11 protein-coding genes are annotated in these 17134 nt (G+C 49.0%); all 11 read right to left on the bottom strand.

The features are described from left to right. Nucleotides 1–2: 2 nt before the first annotated feature. Complete coding sequence (selD, locus tag ACX0G9_RS00125; RefSeq protein ID WP_459062795.1) at nucleotides 3–1049, bottom strand: selenide, water dikinase SelD; 1047 nt, start codon at nucleotides 1047–1049, stop codon at nucleotides 3–5. 6 nt (nucleotides 1050–1055) lie between these two features. After that, complete coding sequence (mnmH, locus tag ACX0G9_RS00120; RefSeq protein WP_459062794.1) at nucleotides 1056–2084, bottom strand: tRNA 2-selenouridine(34) synthase MnmH; 1029 nt, start codon at nucleotides 2082–2084, stop codon at nucleotides 1056–1058. Between the two features lie 43 nt (nucleotides 2085–2127). Beyond that, a complete protein-coding gene (locus ACX0G9_RS00115; protein ID WP_459062793.1) occupies nucleotides 2128–3270 on the bottom strand; it encodes a hypothetical protein in 1143 nt (380 codons plus the stop codon). An 11-nt stretch (nucleotides 3271–3281) separates the two neighbouring features. After that, complete coding sequence (locus tag ACX0G9_RS00110; RefSeq protein ID WP_459062792.1) at nucleotides 3282–5087, bottom strand: eCIS core domain-containing protein; 1806 nt, start codon at nucleotides 5085–5087, stop codon at nucleotides 3282–3284. Nucleotides 5088–5099: 12 nt separating this feature from the next. Further along, nucleotides 5100–6230 carry a hypothetical protein gene (locus tag ACX0G9_RS00105; protein ID WP_459062791.1) on the bottom strand — a complete coding sequence of 377 codons (1131 nt, stop codon included), beginning with the start codon at nucleotides 6228–6230 and terminating at the stop codon, nucleotides 5100–5102. A 4-nt stretch (nucleotides 6231–6234) separates the two neighbouring features. Continuing rightward, nucleotides 6235–9330, bottom strand: a complete 3096-nt coding sequence (locus tag ACX0G9_RS00100) for an eCIS core domain-containing protein (RefSeq protein ID WP_459062790.1) — start codon at nucleotides 9328–9330, stop codon at nucleotides 6235–6237. Between the two features lie 2 nt (nucleotides 9331–9332). Beyond that, nucleotides 9333–12377, bottom strand: a complete 3045-nt coding sequence (locus ACX0G9_RS00095) for an eCIS core domain-containing protein (protein ID WP_459062789.1) — start codon at nucleotides 12375–12377, stop codon at nucleotides 9333–9335. 27 nt (nucleotides 12378–12404) lie between these two features. Next, on the bottom strand, nucleotides 12405–12749 hold the full coding sequence (locus ACX0G9_RS00090) for a hypothetical protein (RefSeq protein WP_459062788.1): 345 nt from the start codon (nucleotides 12747–12749) through the stop codon (nucleotides 12405–12407). A gap of 2 nt (nucleotides 12750–12751) precedes the next feature. Further along, complete coding sequence (locus tag ACX0G9_RS00085) at nucleotides 12752–14116, bottom strand: eCIS core domain-containing protein (RefSeq protein WP_459062787.1); 1365 nt, start codon at nucleotides 14114–14116, stop codon at nucleotides 12752–12754. A 34-nt stretch (nucleotides 14117–14150) separates the two neighbouring features. Then, on the bottom strand, nucleotides 14151–15659 hold the full coding sequence (locus ACX0G9_RS00080) for an ATP-binding protein (RefSeq protein WP_459062786.1): 1509 nt from the start codon (nucleotides 15657–15659) through the stop codon (nucleotides 14151–14153). 71 nt (nucleotides 15660–15730) lie between these two features. Next, nucleotides 15731–17101 carry a contractile injection system tape measure protein gene (locus ACX0G9_RS00075; protein WP_459062785.1) on the bottom strand — a complete coding sequence of 457 codons (1371 nt, stop codon included), beginning with the start codon at nucleotides 17099–17101 and terminating at the stop codon, nucleotides 15731–15733. Nucleotides 17102–17134 lie beyond the last annotated feature (33 nt).

The following is a 17134-nucleotide window of genomic DNA, read 5'->3' as shown; positions in this document are numbered from 1 at the left end:
AATCACTTTATTTCCACTAATTTCCCTCCTTTCTTTTCTTCCAACCACCCGATAGCCCGGCAGTTTTGTTCCGGGATATGATTCGCTTGTAAAATGGCTTCAAAGGCATCGGTGAAATCCGGGTCCACGGCGACTAATAATCCCCCACTTGTCTGCGGATCCGCCAGGATAAGTTTCTGTCTTTCGGTGATCGGACCGATCTTATGGCCATAACTGGCCCAGTTCCTGTTTGTCCCGCCGGGTACTGCTCCCTGGTAAATATATTCATCCAGGCAATCCAGCCTGGATATTTTGTCGAATTCAATTACGGCATTAAGTTTACTCCCTTCACAGATTTCCGTCAAATGTCCTAAGAGTCCGAAACCCGTAGTATCTGTCATAGCCTTTACATAATCAAGCTTCCCCAGCACCTCCCCCACTTTATTCAATTCGGCCATCAGCCGGGGAGCAATAGTTGCATGCTCCGGTTTCAAAATACCCTTTTTCTGTGCGGTGGTCAGAATTCCTACTCCTAAGGCTTTGGTCAGATATAATTTGCAGCCCTTCGTGGCCGTCGAATTCCGTTTGAGATTTTTTATTTCCACCAGGCCATTCACGGCCAATCCGAACACCGGTTCGGGGCAATCGATACTATGTCCGCCCGCCAGAATGATCCCTGCCTCTGCACAAACCGCCCTTGCCCCTTCCAGTACCTTTTGGGCAACCTCAGCCGGCAATTTATCGATTGGCCAGCCGAGTATGGCTATCGCCAGAATGGGTTTCGCTCCCATCGCATATACATCACTGATCGCATTGGCAGAAGCGATCCGTCCGAAATCAAAGGGATCATCAACCACCGGCATAAAAAAATCAGTAGTGGAGATTAATGCCATTCCATTTCCCATATCATAGGCAGCAGCGTCGTCACGCGTATCATTGCCTACCAATAATCGTGAATCCGGCTGAATGGGTATCGCGCTATGTAATATTTTATCCAATATTGCAGGCGCGATCTTGCAGCCGCATCCGGCTCCATGCGAATATTGGGTAAGTCTTATCGTTTCTGTCATAACCGTTCAGGTAAAAGATTTAGAAAATTCAATGACTCTTCCTGCATTTCCAATCGGATCCATATTCTCCAGCGGAAGAGATTGGACCGTTAAGGCCGGACGGTTCATTATCCCTTTGGCGTACGCCTTGTCATAATAAACCAATACCCGGGAAATAAAATCACTTATCCGGCCTTCTTCAATAGCTTCGACGGCATACCTGGCCGACAGAGATCCTAATCGTTTTTCGATGCGCATTACGGATTCCTTTAAAAAAACTTTATCCAGGCCGCCATATGCTTCTGTAAGGAAAATAAGGCGCTCTTCAAGGGGAAGTTCCAGGTTGATCAATGGAGCACCACTCATCTGCTGAAATATATTTTTGGGTATGATCCTTTTTCCTATGCTCACACTTTCATCTTCTATCCATATTTGCCGGCCCGTTTCCATTTTTCGTAACCCGGCCGCCAACAAATTTTCAAACTGTTCCTGGCTGGGCTGTTTTAATCTGCCAAGCGATCCGAAGGCAGAACCTTGGTGCTGCGCCAGTTCCTCCAGATCGATAACCTGTTCTCCCTGGTCTTTCATCGCCTGCAATATCTTTGTTTTTCCTGTTCCGGTTAACCCTCCCAGGACCCTGAAAGGATATTCTGCGGTAAAAGATTCGATTCCTGCCCGCCGGTATGCTTTATATCCATTCTTTAGCACCCCGGTATTAAAACCATAGAGATCAAGGGCCCAGGCCATGGCCCCACTGCGCATTCCACCTCTCCAGCAATGGACAAGGATCTTTTTGTAAGGAGCTATCTTTTCCGCCTGTCTGATAAATTCAGTCCATTTCGGGCCGGTCAGTTCAAAACCTAATAATATTGCCGCTTCCCGGCCAACCTGTTTGTAGGTTGTTCCCACCTTCACCCGTTCCTCATTCGAGAACAGGGGGAGATTACGGGCGCCTATGATATGACCCTGTTCAAATTCAGCGGGGGTACGTACGTCTATTACGGGAGCAGTAGTTGATGCCGATAGGAATTCCGCAAGACTCAATTGTTTCACCATTACATCGATGCATTCGCTTTTGGAAATGACGGCAAAAGATACGTTATTTCCCGGGAACTGCCGGAGTGGCAGGAGTTGCAGGGGGTGCAGAGGGAGCTTTAGTTGCCCCGCTTAGCCAACCTTCTTTTTTAGCCCTTGCCAGGATAGCTTCTACCAATTCCTGGTATTGATGAGCGCCGGCATTATATGCCCGGGATTCCTGTTGCGGTGAATAGGCAGATACCGTTCTTTTATAAGCATCGATCATTATAGCATCAATCGAAGTCCTCGCTTTGGCAATTGCTTCTTTTTCAGTTGCCGCTTCTTTTACCGGCAAAGTAATGGCCCATATTTGTTTTTCAGCATTTATTAATTCCGGCCGGTACATGCTATCCCAATTGGTCCGGTGAAAAGTTTCGTGATCTATCGAAAATTGCTGATTCCAGTATTTGCTCCTGTTTGAAGAAGTGGATACATGATCAAAAGATTTTACCCCGCCTACTACCACTTTCATTCTGCCTTTTTGATTTGGCAAAAGATCAGCCACGATATCCGGATAACTCGTTTTGGTAACAACCGCATCGTTTGCAGAAGCAACATTGATCCTGTAATCGATCGGTTGTACTCTCGAACCTATCGTTACGGTCATGGTGTCCAGGAAAAACTGCCAATTCTCCTTTACTTTGCATGCGCCGATAGTATAGAAAGCGGCAAGTTTGGAAGTATTCCCGTATTCATCAGACTTTAATTCGACATCTATGGCCTTACCGGATGGATACTTGTCACCGGCCACATAACCATTTGCCTGGGATTTCCGGCCGCAGGGGCCTTTCTCTTCCGGAATAGCCGTCTTCTCTACTTTCTTTTCCGCCTTTGCCCCTCCTTTTTCTCCCTCTTTCTTTGGATCCGGATCAAGACCCTTTTGGGGTTCCTTCGTTCCTCCGTCAATTACCCCATCCCGATCGTTGTCCTTTATTTTTTCGCTTTCCGGGTTATGAGCCTGAATGAGGGAACATTTCCGTTGTAGGAAAGAAACACCCGGCGTTGACATTTGTCGCGGCAGGGCGACAGGGTCTTTAGAAGAGACATCCGGCATCCGCATAATCCGGTTTTGAAGATTTCCGGAATGGATTATCATCGTTGCTGCTGTTGCTGCTGCTGCAGGCTGTACTTTATTATCCGGTACTATGGTTGTATGTTCAGGCATAGGAACCTTTTTCAAGGAGTGGCAGGAGCTAATTTTTTTAATTTGAATTTAGTAATAATCTTTTTAATAAAATCTGTCTTTTTTGCGGGCCAGTAAGTTGCATCCCAATAATCCGTTATGGTTTTTGCCACCCCCACAGGATTAAGCGGAGCAGCCTCTGCCAGACTGATTCCATTATATTTCAAGTTTTTATTTGCCGCTGCATAACCGCCATAAAATAACGAACGCAGGTTCTTGAATAAATAACTTTGGAGATCAGCATCATCAAGCGTACTAATATCGAAACCATCATCCGTCAAGGTCTTTTTAACATCCACTTTGACCTGATAAACCTCATACGGCGTAAATACATACTCACCAACATAGGATTTACCCAAAGCATCTTTACCGTCTTTGGCATCGAAAACACGCAAGGCAAAATTATCAGTAACATGACCCACGGTCGTATGTCCCCAAACCCTGCCTTCGGTAACGCCATTACTCAGGAGCAGGTTTCTCACTTTATCCCCAACCGAATCCTTTCCTCCGGAATCCATCGTTCCTTTATCCCAATCATCGTGCGTCGCAGAGGGACTATTTCCCACGCTGCAGGCATAAATGATCAGGTTGGCATCCTGTCTCAGAAAGGGAGCGATCGCCTTGATCGTGGCAGGAGCCTTCCCGGTAATGCTGTTTATACTACACCAGTCTTCTGTTCCATGGGCAAATAATGCCAGGAATTTTATTAAATAAGGTTTGGTTGCCGGGGCGGCGGCAGGACCCGAGGTCGAGCCTGCGGTTGCTGGAGTTGCCGCATTTGCCTTTTCTACAGCTTTTTGCAGCACAGCGCCAATATTTTTTACTGTATCCCCAATATTGTCATTATCCTGCATAGCCTTTCCAAAAACAATGGTTTCCACTTTTGTAACGGCGCCTTTGATCGCCACCGCATTTTGCATCTTGGCCCATTCATCGGATTTCCGGATCATTTCATCGTTATCCGTGAAAAAAGCCATACTGACCCCATCTTTAAAATCAGCGATTAATTTTTTGCCCAGTTTCGTCTCGGAATCGTCCGGTGGGGCTGGAACAGGAGCAGGGGCTGGGGCAGGGGCTGGTTCCGGTCCTGCATCCTGCTTTTGGATTAAGTCCCCATGATTAGCGATTTCGCCTTCCTGTTTTTGATAGAACTGGTTTCCATTCTGTTGAACAACATGCGTCAGCTCATGGGCCAACAGATGTTTTCCCTCAAACGAGCCTGGGGAAAAATTTCCTTCATTAAAATAAATATCATTGCCAACCGTAAAGGCCTTGGCATTCAACTCCTCGGATAGTTGCGCCGCTTCTCCGCCCATATGCAGGCGGACATTGGAGAAATCGGTGCTGAAACGACTTTCCATAAAACTTTTTGTCGTATCGGGCATTCCTTCCCCACTCCCCCTTGAAGATTGAATACGGCTTGTCACTGAATCGCTGGCTTGGTTCCTGCTGGCCTGGATAAATGTAGTATTGCCTCCGCTTAGTGGCTTACGCCTCGCCTGTAGATCTTCTTCCTCACAGTGCGCACATTTACGTTGAAGGAAAGGGACGTCTGTCAACGAATGGGATGGCATCCGCATAATTTGGTCCGCCATCGCATCCGCTTCATGCTCCATCGGATCATTGGCTGCACCTACGGACAATTTTCGATGAAGAGGCAGGCGTTGCAGGCAATCCTTATAGATGGATTCCCCCTGCGCCGTTTCAGCAGAAGAAATACGCCTTACCGAAAGCCCGGCAGAAGCTGCGGCTGCCGGAGTTGTCTGATTTTTGAGCGATATGGTGGTCTGTTCAGGCATAAAGACACATTATCAGGGATTCAGAACATGTGGAAAAAAGGAAATAGATATTCCGGTTGAACTGAATATATAATGCCCACCCGGATCCCGTGGGTCGGGTGTTAGGTTATATCCGAAATTGAGATAAGTCGACCAATGCGGATCAGGACTATGAAATTCCACCTGTGATCCGATGGCTACCCCACCCTGCGTATCGACTCCGACCTGCAAAGGCGCAAATTCAATATCATTTGATAAATGAATACTAATTACACCCAGTCCAAACTGTGTAGAATTATCGGTGCCTTCGCCGGGAGTGCCAGCAGAAAACGTAACGGTGGGCTCGTGAAAGAGATCCCATACCCTGTTGAACAGGCGCAAATGACCGCCGTCCAATCCCCGGGCAACTGCGGATACCTGCCTATTGCCGGTAATAATGTCGCGAAATTGATCAACTCCAAGCCGAAGGCCATTAGTAGGTTCCCGGGCTGGAGGAACATAGGAAAGAGGAACGGGTATATCAGGTTGCCGGCGAGGGGGTGGATCAGGATGCGGGCGAGGGGGTGGATTTATTCGGGATCCGTGACCAAGGATCCTTTGCATCTCGAACAGGCTCAGCCTTAAACGCAGAGACGGGAGGTATTGAAACAAAGGCCGCCAAAGCCTTCCCAATAAATAACGTGGTGCGGGAAATAAAGTATTATTCGTATGCAGGTTAAACCCCGGTTGAAGGTGACCGGTAGCGGAAGCGTTTCCGGACAGGGGGGACTGGGAAGGAATTTGCAAATGGTAATTAGGAACCTGCGGTAAATTGAGCGGGCGGTTGTGATCCTGTTTCTGCACTATCAGGCCATTTGAAAACCGCTGTATGTTATTAGGGCCAAGCCCCCCGCCCGGACCTCTTTCCAACTCTTTCTTTTGAATAAATGAGGGCATGCGCATGACCCGGTCGGCCATATGGTCCGCTTCCTTTTCCATGGGATCATCCACAGCGCCGACGGATAATTTCCTTTGAATGGGAAGACGTTGCAGACAATCGGTATACAGACGGTCCTCGAAATGCCTATCCGGCATGGCATCCCTGGCGGACAGAGAAGTCAGTTCCGCATTGGCGGATGCAGGTGTTTTGGTGGTCTCCGTTCTACTGGCTACATGCTCTCCCATAGATTTACAATTTATTCAATGCTTTCTCCAATGGGCTGTTGATATTCATGATTGCATCGTGATTACTGTGACCAGCCGCATTGACCTGGTAATGATCGAACAATTGCGTTAGACTGCCGGGGCTTGCTGCGGCAGGCATATTACGTGCCTTGTCCCAGGTTCCGCCCAGTGCCGCCGCATTTGTTCCGAACCAGGTATTTTTGCTGGCCCTCAACGCCAGATGCCGGTCCGTGTACGAGCTATTTGTATAGGTGGCGACAAAACGCATACTGCCGTTTAAATAAGCCAGCTTATCCGCTTCGGATGTCTTAGCGATGAGATTGCTCTTGTCAAAATCCAACTGCGCCAGCATCCAGTCGGTTACGGCCTTTAATTCTTTTGGTCCATTGATGGCATCGAACAGCGCTAATTCCCCTGTCCGGTTTGGCCCGGTCATTTCCTTTGGCAGTTTGGATTTATTTACATTGCCGGGCAAAAGATCCTGCAGCGTATTTCCTCCTCCGCTATGCGCACTCAATACAATCCTTCCTCTTGCAGGTGTTTTTTGCGGAGGTGGAAAGATCTGCGCAAAAACCTCATTCAGATAAGCCTCGGCATCGAATCCACCGGCGCCGAACCCGGAAGTTGTTGTCCCTTGCGGTAAGACGCCGATCATCTGCCTGCTGCCAGGAACGGCCAGATGAGCCTGCATTTGCTGCTCAATCTTATATTGCTCCACATCCAGGACATTTCCGGGATCGGTTTTCACTTTTGGATTGCTCTTGTTCTGTTGAGGAGTTCCGGTATTTTGCCGGTACCCGGTATAATAGCCATGCAGATGCAGAAGTACATCTACCGGCTTTGAAGGATCGATCGGAGTCGAGGGGATCAGTACGATAGCTTTACCGGCTGCCCCTTCCGTCGCTCCCTTATCGGTTGAAGGATCCTGATTGCCTTCCTTAAGTCCTTCTATAGGGATCCGGCGTATATTGCCAACAAGGTGCTCCGCGTCATTCCATCCGCCGCCGGCCGGAGCCGTTACAACAGAAGAAGTGGCGGCGGTCTTCGCCGCATCGCTCCAGCCCGGGCTCCTCTGTATACGATTATTCCCCGGAGCAAATTTTGCCGGCTGACTGGAAAGCGCTTTTCGCTGCAACACTCCGGGAGGGGCCAGGGATCGCGAGAACGGCGGCGAGGACGGGGAAGGCGGAGGAGCCGTGGTACCCGATCCGCCTTGTGTCGCCGGTGAAGGCAGAGGATCGAATAATTCCCCGGTGAATTCATATACAAAAAAATGGTGGGCGGCTAATTTCAGATCCCACGAGAAGGTATCTCCCGGCGGGGTTGCCCGGGCCAGGTTCTTTTCATTGATAAAGGCGATCAGTACCCCAGGGTTCAATTTGCGGTTCGCACAAAAATCGACCATTCGTTGCTTACCCGCAGGGGCCGGGCTTTTACGGGTAAAGGTCCCCCGGGCCGGTAGCGGATTGGCGGTGAGCTGATCGTTGACGGCCTTATATTTCGGCAGGGCCAATGCAGCTCTTATGGCCGGATCCAGCACGGCGGAATCTTCGATCAGCCGCAGACATCCCAGAGAGGCCACACAGCTCATGCCTGCCCCGTCAAAACTATATTGCTGATCATGCGCATTATTGACCAGGGTGCTATCCATATTCACCCCGTCGGTGATATGAAACACGTTCAGCGCGTCTTTGGACAAACCCGCACCACCAGCACTTACAGGTTGCTCCAGATGTTTGACGATGCGCTGGGAACTATCGAAATAATCGTCAAAATAAGTGATCCGGGTCACCTTGCTGACATCTACCAGCGGGGTTTTGATCGTGGCCGTTTTAGGATCCCGTTCTTTCGGGTTTTTCTCGCCCTTATTGATATTACCCATAAGGGTCCGCGTGAGTCCTCTGTGTCCACGGCTATGCGCCGCCAGCCGGATTTCCCCGATATTACCTGGGAGGTTGGCGGCCGTCAGACAGGTCGTAATATCAGCCGTGCTGAAAGGTCGATAATTGGGAGTATCCGAGTCATCGGGACTGGGTAGACCAATAACCACGATATCCGAATTTTCGGCAGCGCTCCGCAATCCATGGGTTAGTACATCATTGATATCGGTATCTCCTACCGCTCCATTGGCCGTAAAAAATACCATAACATTCACCGGTCCGGTTGGTCTGGGCGGAGGAGCAGGTGAATTGGGGGCTGTTGGCGGAGTTACCACGGATCTCCTGATCTCAGCAGGCGCGCCGGTTCCCGAACCACCGGTACTTGAACCGCCAGCACCTCCGCCCGGCGTTGTCGCCGGAGCAGGATTGGCTGTCCGTACCCTTGGAGGAACATAGATGGACACTTTGTCAACCTGCATAAAATCGGATCCGTCATTCTCGGTGTAATGAAAATTTATAGATTGTTCAAAAGTCTCCCCCCGCAGCGCCGTCTCATCCTTATGCACCGGGTTGTAGGTAACCGCCGTTGCCTTGCGGATCTTGGGGTCGATCCGGCCATTCTGCTGAAGGGTATGGGTCAGTTCATGGGCCAGCAGATGTTTGCCTTCCGATGATTCCGGTGAAAATTTTCCTTCATTAAAATAGATATCTTTTCCAACGGTGAAGGCCTGTGCATTCAATTGCCCGGATAAATGGGCCGCCTCTCCCCCGGCATGGATCCGGACATCGGAAAAATCAGCCCCGAACCGACTTTCCATAAAACTTTTCGTCGCTCCGGGCAAACTGCTTCCGCTTCCCCTTGAGGATTGGATCTGATTGGTCACTCCCTCACTGGCGGTTTGTGCGTCACCTGAAGTTTGAGTGTCGGCAGAGGTTTGAGTGTCTGCGGTCATTTGAGAGGCCTGGATAAAGGGTCTCAGCCCTCCGGGCATGGGTTTGGTCCTGGCCTGCAGATCCTCTTCTTCGCAGTGCGCGCATTTCCGCTGGACAAAAGGGGATTCCGGTATTCGCATGTTCCTAAACAATAGTTCTGCAGATTCCGGCCCGGTGGAGTATGGATCCGGCGTTCCGGAATTGAGTGTATGAGTGGGCTCTGCCTGCTGGGCCGGTTCGGCAGCATGTCCGGTATTGGGTTGTGTATGATTGGGTAATGCTCTCACGATCAGAAAAATGTTTTAAGGTCATCAGCCGCCGGTTGTTTCTTTTGTTTTTTGACGAAGGCAAGCCATTTTTTTACGAGGCCGTCCGTTTCGTCGGTCCGGAGCTGCCTGTTTTTTTCTTTGGGAAAAGTGGCTATTATTAAAATCAGGGTAGCCGTGTTATCGGGATCGGGGTCTTTTCCTGCCCGGGTCTCATAGGCATTCCAAAGAAAATAGACCAGGGTGGCCGAAGAAACGGAGCTCTCACCCTGTGCGGTTTTCAGGGCGGACCATACAGCGATCAGGGATTTTATCTTATCCAGGGAGGGGGCCGTCCCCGTTTGTTGCAGGAAAAGGAACCACAGATAGGTCTGCGGCTGGTTATTCAACAGGAATTCAGGGTCCAGATTAAATAACAGGACGGATTCGGGGAAGAACTCCGATTCCGGAGAATGTACTCCGGGGGCCGATGTATCCCTGGCGTAGGAAGTTATGGGGGTCAGGCCCTGGTCTTTATAAAATTTATTGAACTGATCCTGGATCGTGGGATTACCGTGTTTGCCGCCGATGATGGTATTGCCGATGACATGTCCCAGTTCATGAGAAAAGACAGAGGAATCCGAAGGATTAACTCCCAGGGCACCGCCATAAAATCTATCTTTATTGCCGAAAGCGGAATCAAAAACAGTAACCGTACTGCCATTCGAAGAAGTGATGACCCGGGTCGATTTCGTAAATATATATCCGCCGGGCTGAGTTAACCCGCTCGCATCCACGAAAGCAGGGATCTGGGATTGAACCTGTCTGGCCATAAAGACCTGTTTAAGATCCTTTAACATAGGTAAGGACATTTTTTCCAGCGCCAGCTCCACCATCTTCAGCTCCGCGGTCGTAAAATCCTTGACCCCGGCCAACTGACTGTCCGTTAATTTATGCGTGGTCTTTAGTCTCGCCTTTGCCCCGGCGGTATCGAGGATCGTAATGCCGTAATTTGAACTGAACCAATTTCCCGCTCCGGAACCGGTATCGATCAGGGCATTCATTTTATCGGAAATTTCTTTGACCGTGGCGGCCTTTATATCGGCCTCCTTTATTCCCTTGTACCTGGCCTGTAACCATTTGATCAGTTTGGCCGTAGTCTCCTTACCATCGGCATCGAAGGCGGCCTCTGCAAAACCCGGGATCCTTCCCACCAGCCCTTTATCCGGATCCCCGACAACGGCGTCCCCTTTTTTGCCGATCTTACGGACATCCATATTGATCAATCCCTGCGCATCGGGCTTATGAATAATAAAGGTATAATAGTTAAACTCGGTTTTGGCCGGATCTGCGGTATTGAGGGTAATGGGCACGATCTGGTCGATTTCGGTGTCCCGGAAGGTTCGGGTGGTTACGCCGTTCTTCGTAGATTCATTGGTGTAATAACTGACGGCCAGGTTCTTCACTATCCTTTTTTCATCCTCATCAGTGACCTTATCCAACCCATTGATCACTCCCAGGCGTGTACCTTCATTCGGATGTTTGGCCAGATCATCTTCTATCCCGAAATCTGCGGAATCCTTTGTATTAAAATCCGGAGCCGGAGTACTGTTGCTTTCCGTTGAATAATGCAGGGACACATAATACAGACCCGCCTCCCGGCTCGCCCGGAAAGTCAGGGCCATCAATAAAGGGGTGACTACCGTTCCGTTGGTTTCATTGATCCGTATGATCTGCGTTTCATTAAGATCGCCCGCAGCTGTCTTTTGTTTGTATTGCCGGTAGGAAAATTCGAGATAACCCGCCAGTGTCTCTTTGACATCCGGATGTTTTTTGAAATACCCCATCAGATCGTTCCCGGGAAAACCATTATGATCGGCCTTTTCCAACGCCGACATCGTTTCTTCCGCGACTTTTTTTCCGATGACCCTCGGGCTCTTGTCCACATCCGTTATTTTGCCCGGGTCTTCGACAAACCGCAGGATCGATACCTTAAACGTAGGTTTTTTGGTGGATGCGTCGAAACCATAATCAAAAACACAATAAGCCCGGTAAGCCGTTCCCGGATTGATACTGACGACACCTAACCTTATCGGGACCAAGGCAGTTTTCTGAACAGTTGCCGGATTGGCAGCAGTGGCCAGGGTAGGCGGACGGTTCTCCCAACCCCTGGAAAGAATGGCGCTCCAGGCATCCGGGTTCATGGATTTCGGAACCTGGGTTAAGGTAATCGTCTCAAACTGGTAAGTCGAATTTAATTTCAGATACCAGTAATTTTCACCGCTTACATTGACTCCGGAATCATCTTTATGTGCCTTTGTTTCGATCGGGTTCAGCGTAAATCCACCTTTATGATAATCCGTTACCGCCTCATCACGTTGAATCAATTTCGGTTGCACACCCTCTACACCTCCTCCCCCCTGTTGCAGGACATGGGTCAGTTCATGCGCCAGCAGGTGTTTGCCCGCCGTGCTTTCCGGAGAATACATCCCGGTATTAAAATAAATATCATTCCCAATGGTGAATGCGCGGGCGTTTATTTCCCGGGATAACTGACCTGCTTTTTCGTCCTGATGAATATGCACCCCGGAAAAATCCGTCCCAAAACGGCTTTCCATAAAAGATCGGGTTGTTTCCGGAATAGGGCTACCGCCTCCCCTTGTCGATTGAATTCCCTCCGAAACAGCAGCGGACGTTGTAAATGCCCCCCCGGGGCCTGAGATGGGTTCATGTGAGGAAGTTGGCTCGTTCCCTTTTGCCTGAATGAAAGCTTTCCCCTGAATGAAGGGCTTTAAGTCCATACCCATCGGTTTGCGTCTGGCCTGTAAATCTTCTTCTTCGCAATGGCTGCATTTCCGCTGGATAAAGGAAGTCTCCGGGGTACGCAAGATACGGCCGGCCATATCATCGGCTTCTTTTTCCAACGGATCGTCCACAGCGCCCACAGTAAGCTTTCGCTGAATGGGCAGACGTTGCAGCAGATTTTCATATACATCCTGACGGTCCGTTGTCTCGCAGGCGGACTTACCTTCGGGGGTGGTGCCGGGGCTTGTTTTGGCAGGGGGCGTTATGGTCGTTTGATCGTGCATGGGTTTAACCCAGTCTTCCTTCAGGGCTCATGAATTATCCCTTCGCAGGGAGTCCAAAAGGGTCCCCAATTCAATACAAGCCACAAATAATTCGTTTTCGATATAGGCCAGGTTATCATACCTGCCAGCCTTCAGGTCATAGATCAGCTTCACAGAAGGTACCCGGCCGCTCTTATGGATCATTCTCAATTCTCCCAGTGAAACGGCACTGTACAAATGTTTGGATCTTATTGCCCCATCGATACAATCACGAATGCTCTCCAGGGTTTTCTGATCTTTTACGGTTCCATTCAGATAGGTCGGGTTACCTCCGGAATCAAATCCATGGAATAATCTGTATTCTATACTGATGACCGGATCGGTTTCGCGCATTTTTATTTTATTTTTATCGATTTCCCATCCGGGGTAACCACTTTTACTTTATCAGCAGTCTTTAGTTTCATTTCCACATCGGCGGGAGTATCGTCGGAGCCCTTGGTATATTCCTCTCCTGTCTTGGAAGTAAAATACCAGCGCACATGCGGAGAATTGATAAAGGGGGTCCCGCTTCCATGTACCTGGTGTTTTTTATTGTCCACATCCGCTTCGTTGTCTACTATCTTTTTTTTGCCCATGCCCGCTCCAAAAGTATAGTGTTCCGCTCCCCCGATCAGAATACCGGGCAGGATATTGGAGACCCTTTTCTCCAGGATTTTCCCCTTGCCCTGACCGACATGACAACCCATTAATAAAAGCATTCCGCTATCGCAGAATTTGATGCCTTTTAATTTTTCCAGTTGCGGTTTGGTAGAATCATGCACCAGCGCCTTTTCATCGTTTGAATAGATATTTCCGTTGCCCACGCTCTGATAACCATCGGTCCCATGTCCGTTGATCTCCAGTTTGGAAACACATTTGCAATCATTATCCTTGTTATTGATATAGGCGTTGGTCTTCGTTACCAGGTCATCTACACTGCTAACCCCGATAGTATTGGGAGTTTCCTTTACAATCACGGCATCGTCTTTGGGATTGGAATTATCGAAAGCATGCACCTGGCATGCTTTGTCCTTTACCGATCGCTGAATGGCCATTTTCCGAACCGGACTCCCCTCCTTTTCCCCATCTGTATATCCTCCGCCCTGTTGCAGGGTATGGGTCAACTCATGGGCCAGCAGGTGTTTGCCTTCCGATGATTCCGGCGAAAATTTTCCGTGATTAAAATAAATGTCTTTGCCAACCGTGAAGGCCTGTGCATTTAATTCATTGGACAAATGGGTGGCCTCGCTGCCCGTATGAATATTCACCCCGGAAAAATCGGAGCCAAAACGACTTTCCATAAAGGTCCTGGCCGGCGATGGCAAGGGCTGTCCATTTCCAAGGGAAGAGCGGATCTGTCCGGAAACCGATTCAGAGGCAGTAGAAGCACCGGAACCCGATCCGGAGACCGCCGATGCCGTTGAGGCACCCGATGCTGTTGGCGCGGTTTGTACACCCCCGCCGATCGGTTTGGTACGTGCCTGCAGATCCTCCTCCGCACAGTGTCCGCATTTTCGTTGTACAAAAGGAGATTCCGGCATACGCATGATGCGGTTGGCCATAGAATCCGCCTGCTGTTCCATGGGATCATTTACCGCTCCAATCGAAAGGCCCTGAGTCCGGGATCCCGGTTTCAGGTCCGTTTGCGTATCGGACCGCACAATGGATGCCGCGTTCTCCACGGCATTTCCTTCTCCGGCTGTTGATCGTTCAGCATGCATAGTTGACTATTTATGTCGGTGAAACAATCGGCATTTATAATGTTTTGCCTTCTTTCCGGAATTCCTTTTTGATCCCATCCACCAGGTCGTCGACCCTGATCGCTTTTTCATTCCTGCTCAGGGTCCTTAAGGAAGCAAATTGAATGACATTCATGATCCCGCCTCCGGAAAGTTCATATTGCTGGGCAATCCTTTCGAGATCTTCCTTAGCCGGAGGCTGACACTCTGAACTAAAGGAATTGTTCCATATACGAAGACGTTCCCTGGGCTGCGGTTTCTGAAAATGCAGGATTCCCTGGAGGCGACGCGTGAATGCCTCATCGACATTATTACGCATATTGGAAGCCAGGATCACCAGCCCGGGATAGTCTTCCAGACGCTGCAACAGATAAGCGATCTCCTGGTTGGCATATTTATCATGAGAATCGGTGATACTGGTACGCTTTCCGAATAAAGCATCCGCTTCATCGAAAAAAAGGATCCAGTTTTTGTTCTCCGCTTTTTTAAATACTTTTTCCAGGTTCTTTTCCGTCTCCCCGATGTATTTGGAAATGACCATCGACAAATCCACCCGGTATACGTCCAGGTTATAGAGTTTCCCCAGCAAGGCAGCCGTCAGTGTCTTGCCAGTTCCCGGAGGCCCGTGGAACAGGGCCTTATAGCCTGGCTTAAGTTTTTTGCCCATCCCCCAATCCTCATACAAAGTGCGGCCATGCTGAAGCCAGATACGCAACTCATCGAGTTGCTGAGCCGTGAATTCATCCACCACCAGATCCTTCCAATCCATATTCGTCGTAAGCCTTTTGGCAGGAAATTCAAGACTGAAGGGAGGCTTACGGAAATTTCCCGTAGTGAAAAAATCCACATACTCTTCCGAAATGCTGATCGAACTGCTGTAGTAAGGTTCATTCCCTGACCCCTGGTCAAGGACGATTATACCATGCGCCTGGAAGATATGATCAGGTTCAAAATACTGGTAGACGCTGAACCGCTGAGCCAGATCGTTGCCTGCCAGGATAAAAAGTACCGTTTCGACTGTCGGAATAAATCCCGAATGCCGGTTGCCTTTAACTCCTCCGAATTCGGTATACCCTCTACCCAATGATTTATTCACGGAAAAAAACACATCCAGCAAATGAGGCTGAACATGAGGGATCAGGGCTAATATCAGCAATACCCTTTCTTCCGCACTGAGTTTGTAATAATTTACGAACTCGGCAAATACAGAATGATCTCCGGACAGGTCCGGTGGAGTTGTGTCTATATTCCCCGAGACCGGCTGGTCCACATTGATCAGGGGTCCCATGGCGCCGCCCGGGCCCTGATCCGTCTTTTTTCTGGCAAATAGTTTTTGCATCAGACCGGGATCCTTATCCGGTTTGATCTCCATTTCTTTTATTTCCTTTTCCGGAAAATAAGCCTTTAAACGAACGTTGACCAGACGGGCAAACCAACTGATTTCCCGGGCCAGACTCGCTGCATTGCGGGTCAGCCTGTCCGCATTGGAAACAGGCGCTACCACGATTGATTCATCCTTATCCATACGTTTTTTTTTACATCTCGTTTAAGCTATACTCAATTTTATCCTATTCACTTTTAATCTTTTATCTTTTCTTACCATTCCACGGTAACGAGGTATTCGTTCCAGGGTAATCTTACCAGGCCATAACTCCAGGGAATCTTTTCCAACAAAACATCCAGGGTCTTTTTTTCTACCTGCAACAGCCAGCCTCTGTCCTGTCTGGTCAGTAATCCATCCCGTTTGAGAAAACCTTCCCGCAGCCCACTGACCGATGTGTTTTTTAACGCCTTCCAATGCCCGATCACGTCGGACAGCAGGCCTTCCGCCTCGGTAATTTCCTTTGTCGTAAGCAGGACATCCCTTGGCACAGGTTCATCCGGAGAAAATGAACAAAGGATCTTCTCCAAAACCATACTTAATTCGGGCAGATTCTGACTACCGGTACTTAAATATTTTAGCAGGTGTACGGCACGATAGGAAGCGTCCTTATCCGTCCACTGATCATTTTGCCATAAGCCAAGTTCTGTAAAAAACAATTTGAAATATGGAGCTAACAAAACTATACCAGCCTCTTTTATAAAATATTTCTCTTTTTTGTCCTGCAGGGTAAATAACTGGTTTGGCCGGTAGGCATCCGGCTGTCCGGTTTTATCTGCGTCACCAGTTCCTGAATGGACCAGATCGGAAATAAACGCTGCCTCCCCCGTCTGAAGACCGGCATTAGGAAATAATTCTTTCAAACTGGCCTGGATAAGTGGTTTCAATAACGAAGCCACAGGTACATTAAAAACACGGGGCGCATTTTTCAGTATCCATAACCGCAATTTTTCTTCTGCTGTCTTTTTTGTTTCTTCATTGGCGGCAGGCAGAGTAGTCAGCCATCCTGCCAACCAGCCCTCCAGAAAATCAGTTGCCACAGTCAGAGCAGGAATTAAATTAATGATCCGCGCACGGACGGGAGCACTCAACTGCCAGCCTATCCTTTTCCAAAAAGTACCGTCGGCCTGGTGCGCTAGTAATAATTGAACAAAGGCTTCCGGTTGATCGTCCAGCAAATCCGATACCAGTTTGTCAGGCTCTGTAACCAGGTTTGCGCCCCACCAGGGAAGGGTTCCTATGGTGAACAGATGCTCAAATAGTTCCAACTGGGAAGATAACTGCGATCGATGACGCGTTTCCCGGGAGATCGGATCCAATTTTTTTTTCAGCGCCTTTTCAAACTCCTGGAGAAAAACTCCCGTGAAGGAACTACCAAAGGAAGGAATAGAGAACGCTCCTGCATCTATTTCTAAATGATCCAGTACGATCCATTCTTCTTCCCCGACATATTTTGAACAGATCAGATCCATCCCATCCCTAACTTCATCCAAAAGCACTGTCGAGACTTCCTGTCGCAAATCAAAAGCCTGTTGCTCCGCAGAACAGGTCAGGTCAAATTTTAATTTGTTGATCAGGTGCGTCATCCGGTTATTTTAAATATAGTAAGGAATTATTGT

This window comes from Flavitalea flava (assembly GCF_054461575.1).
The sequence above is the reverse complement of the archived record's forward strand: the minus strand, read 5'-3'. Positions and strand labels throughout refer to the sequence as shown.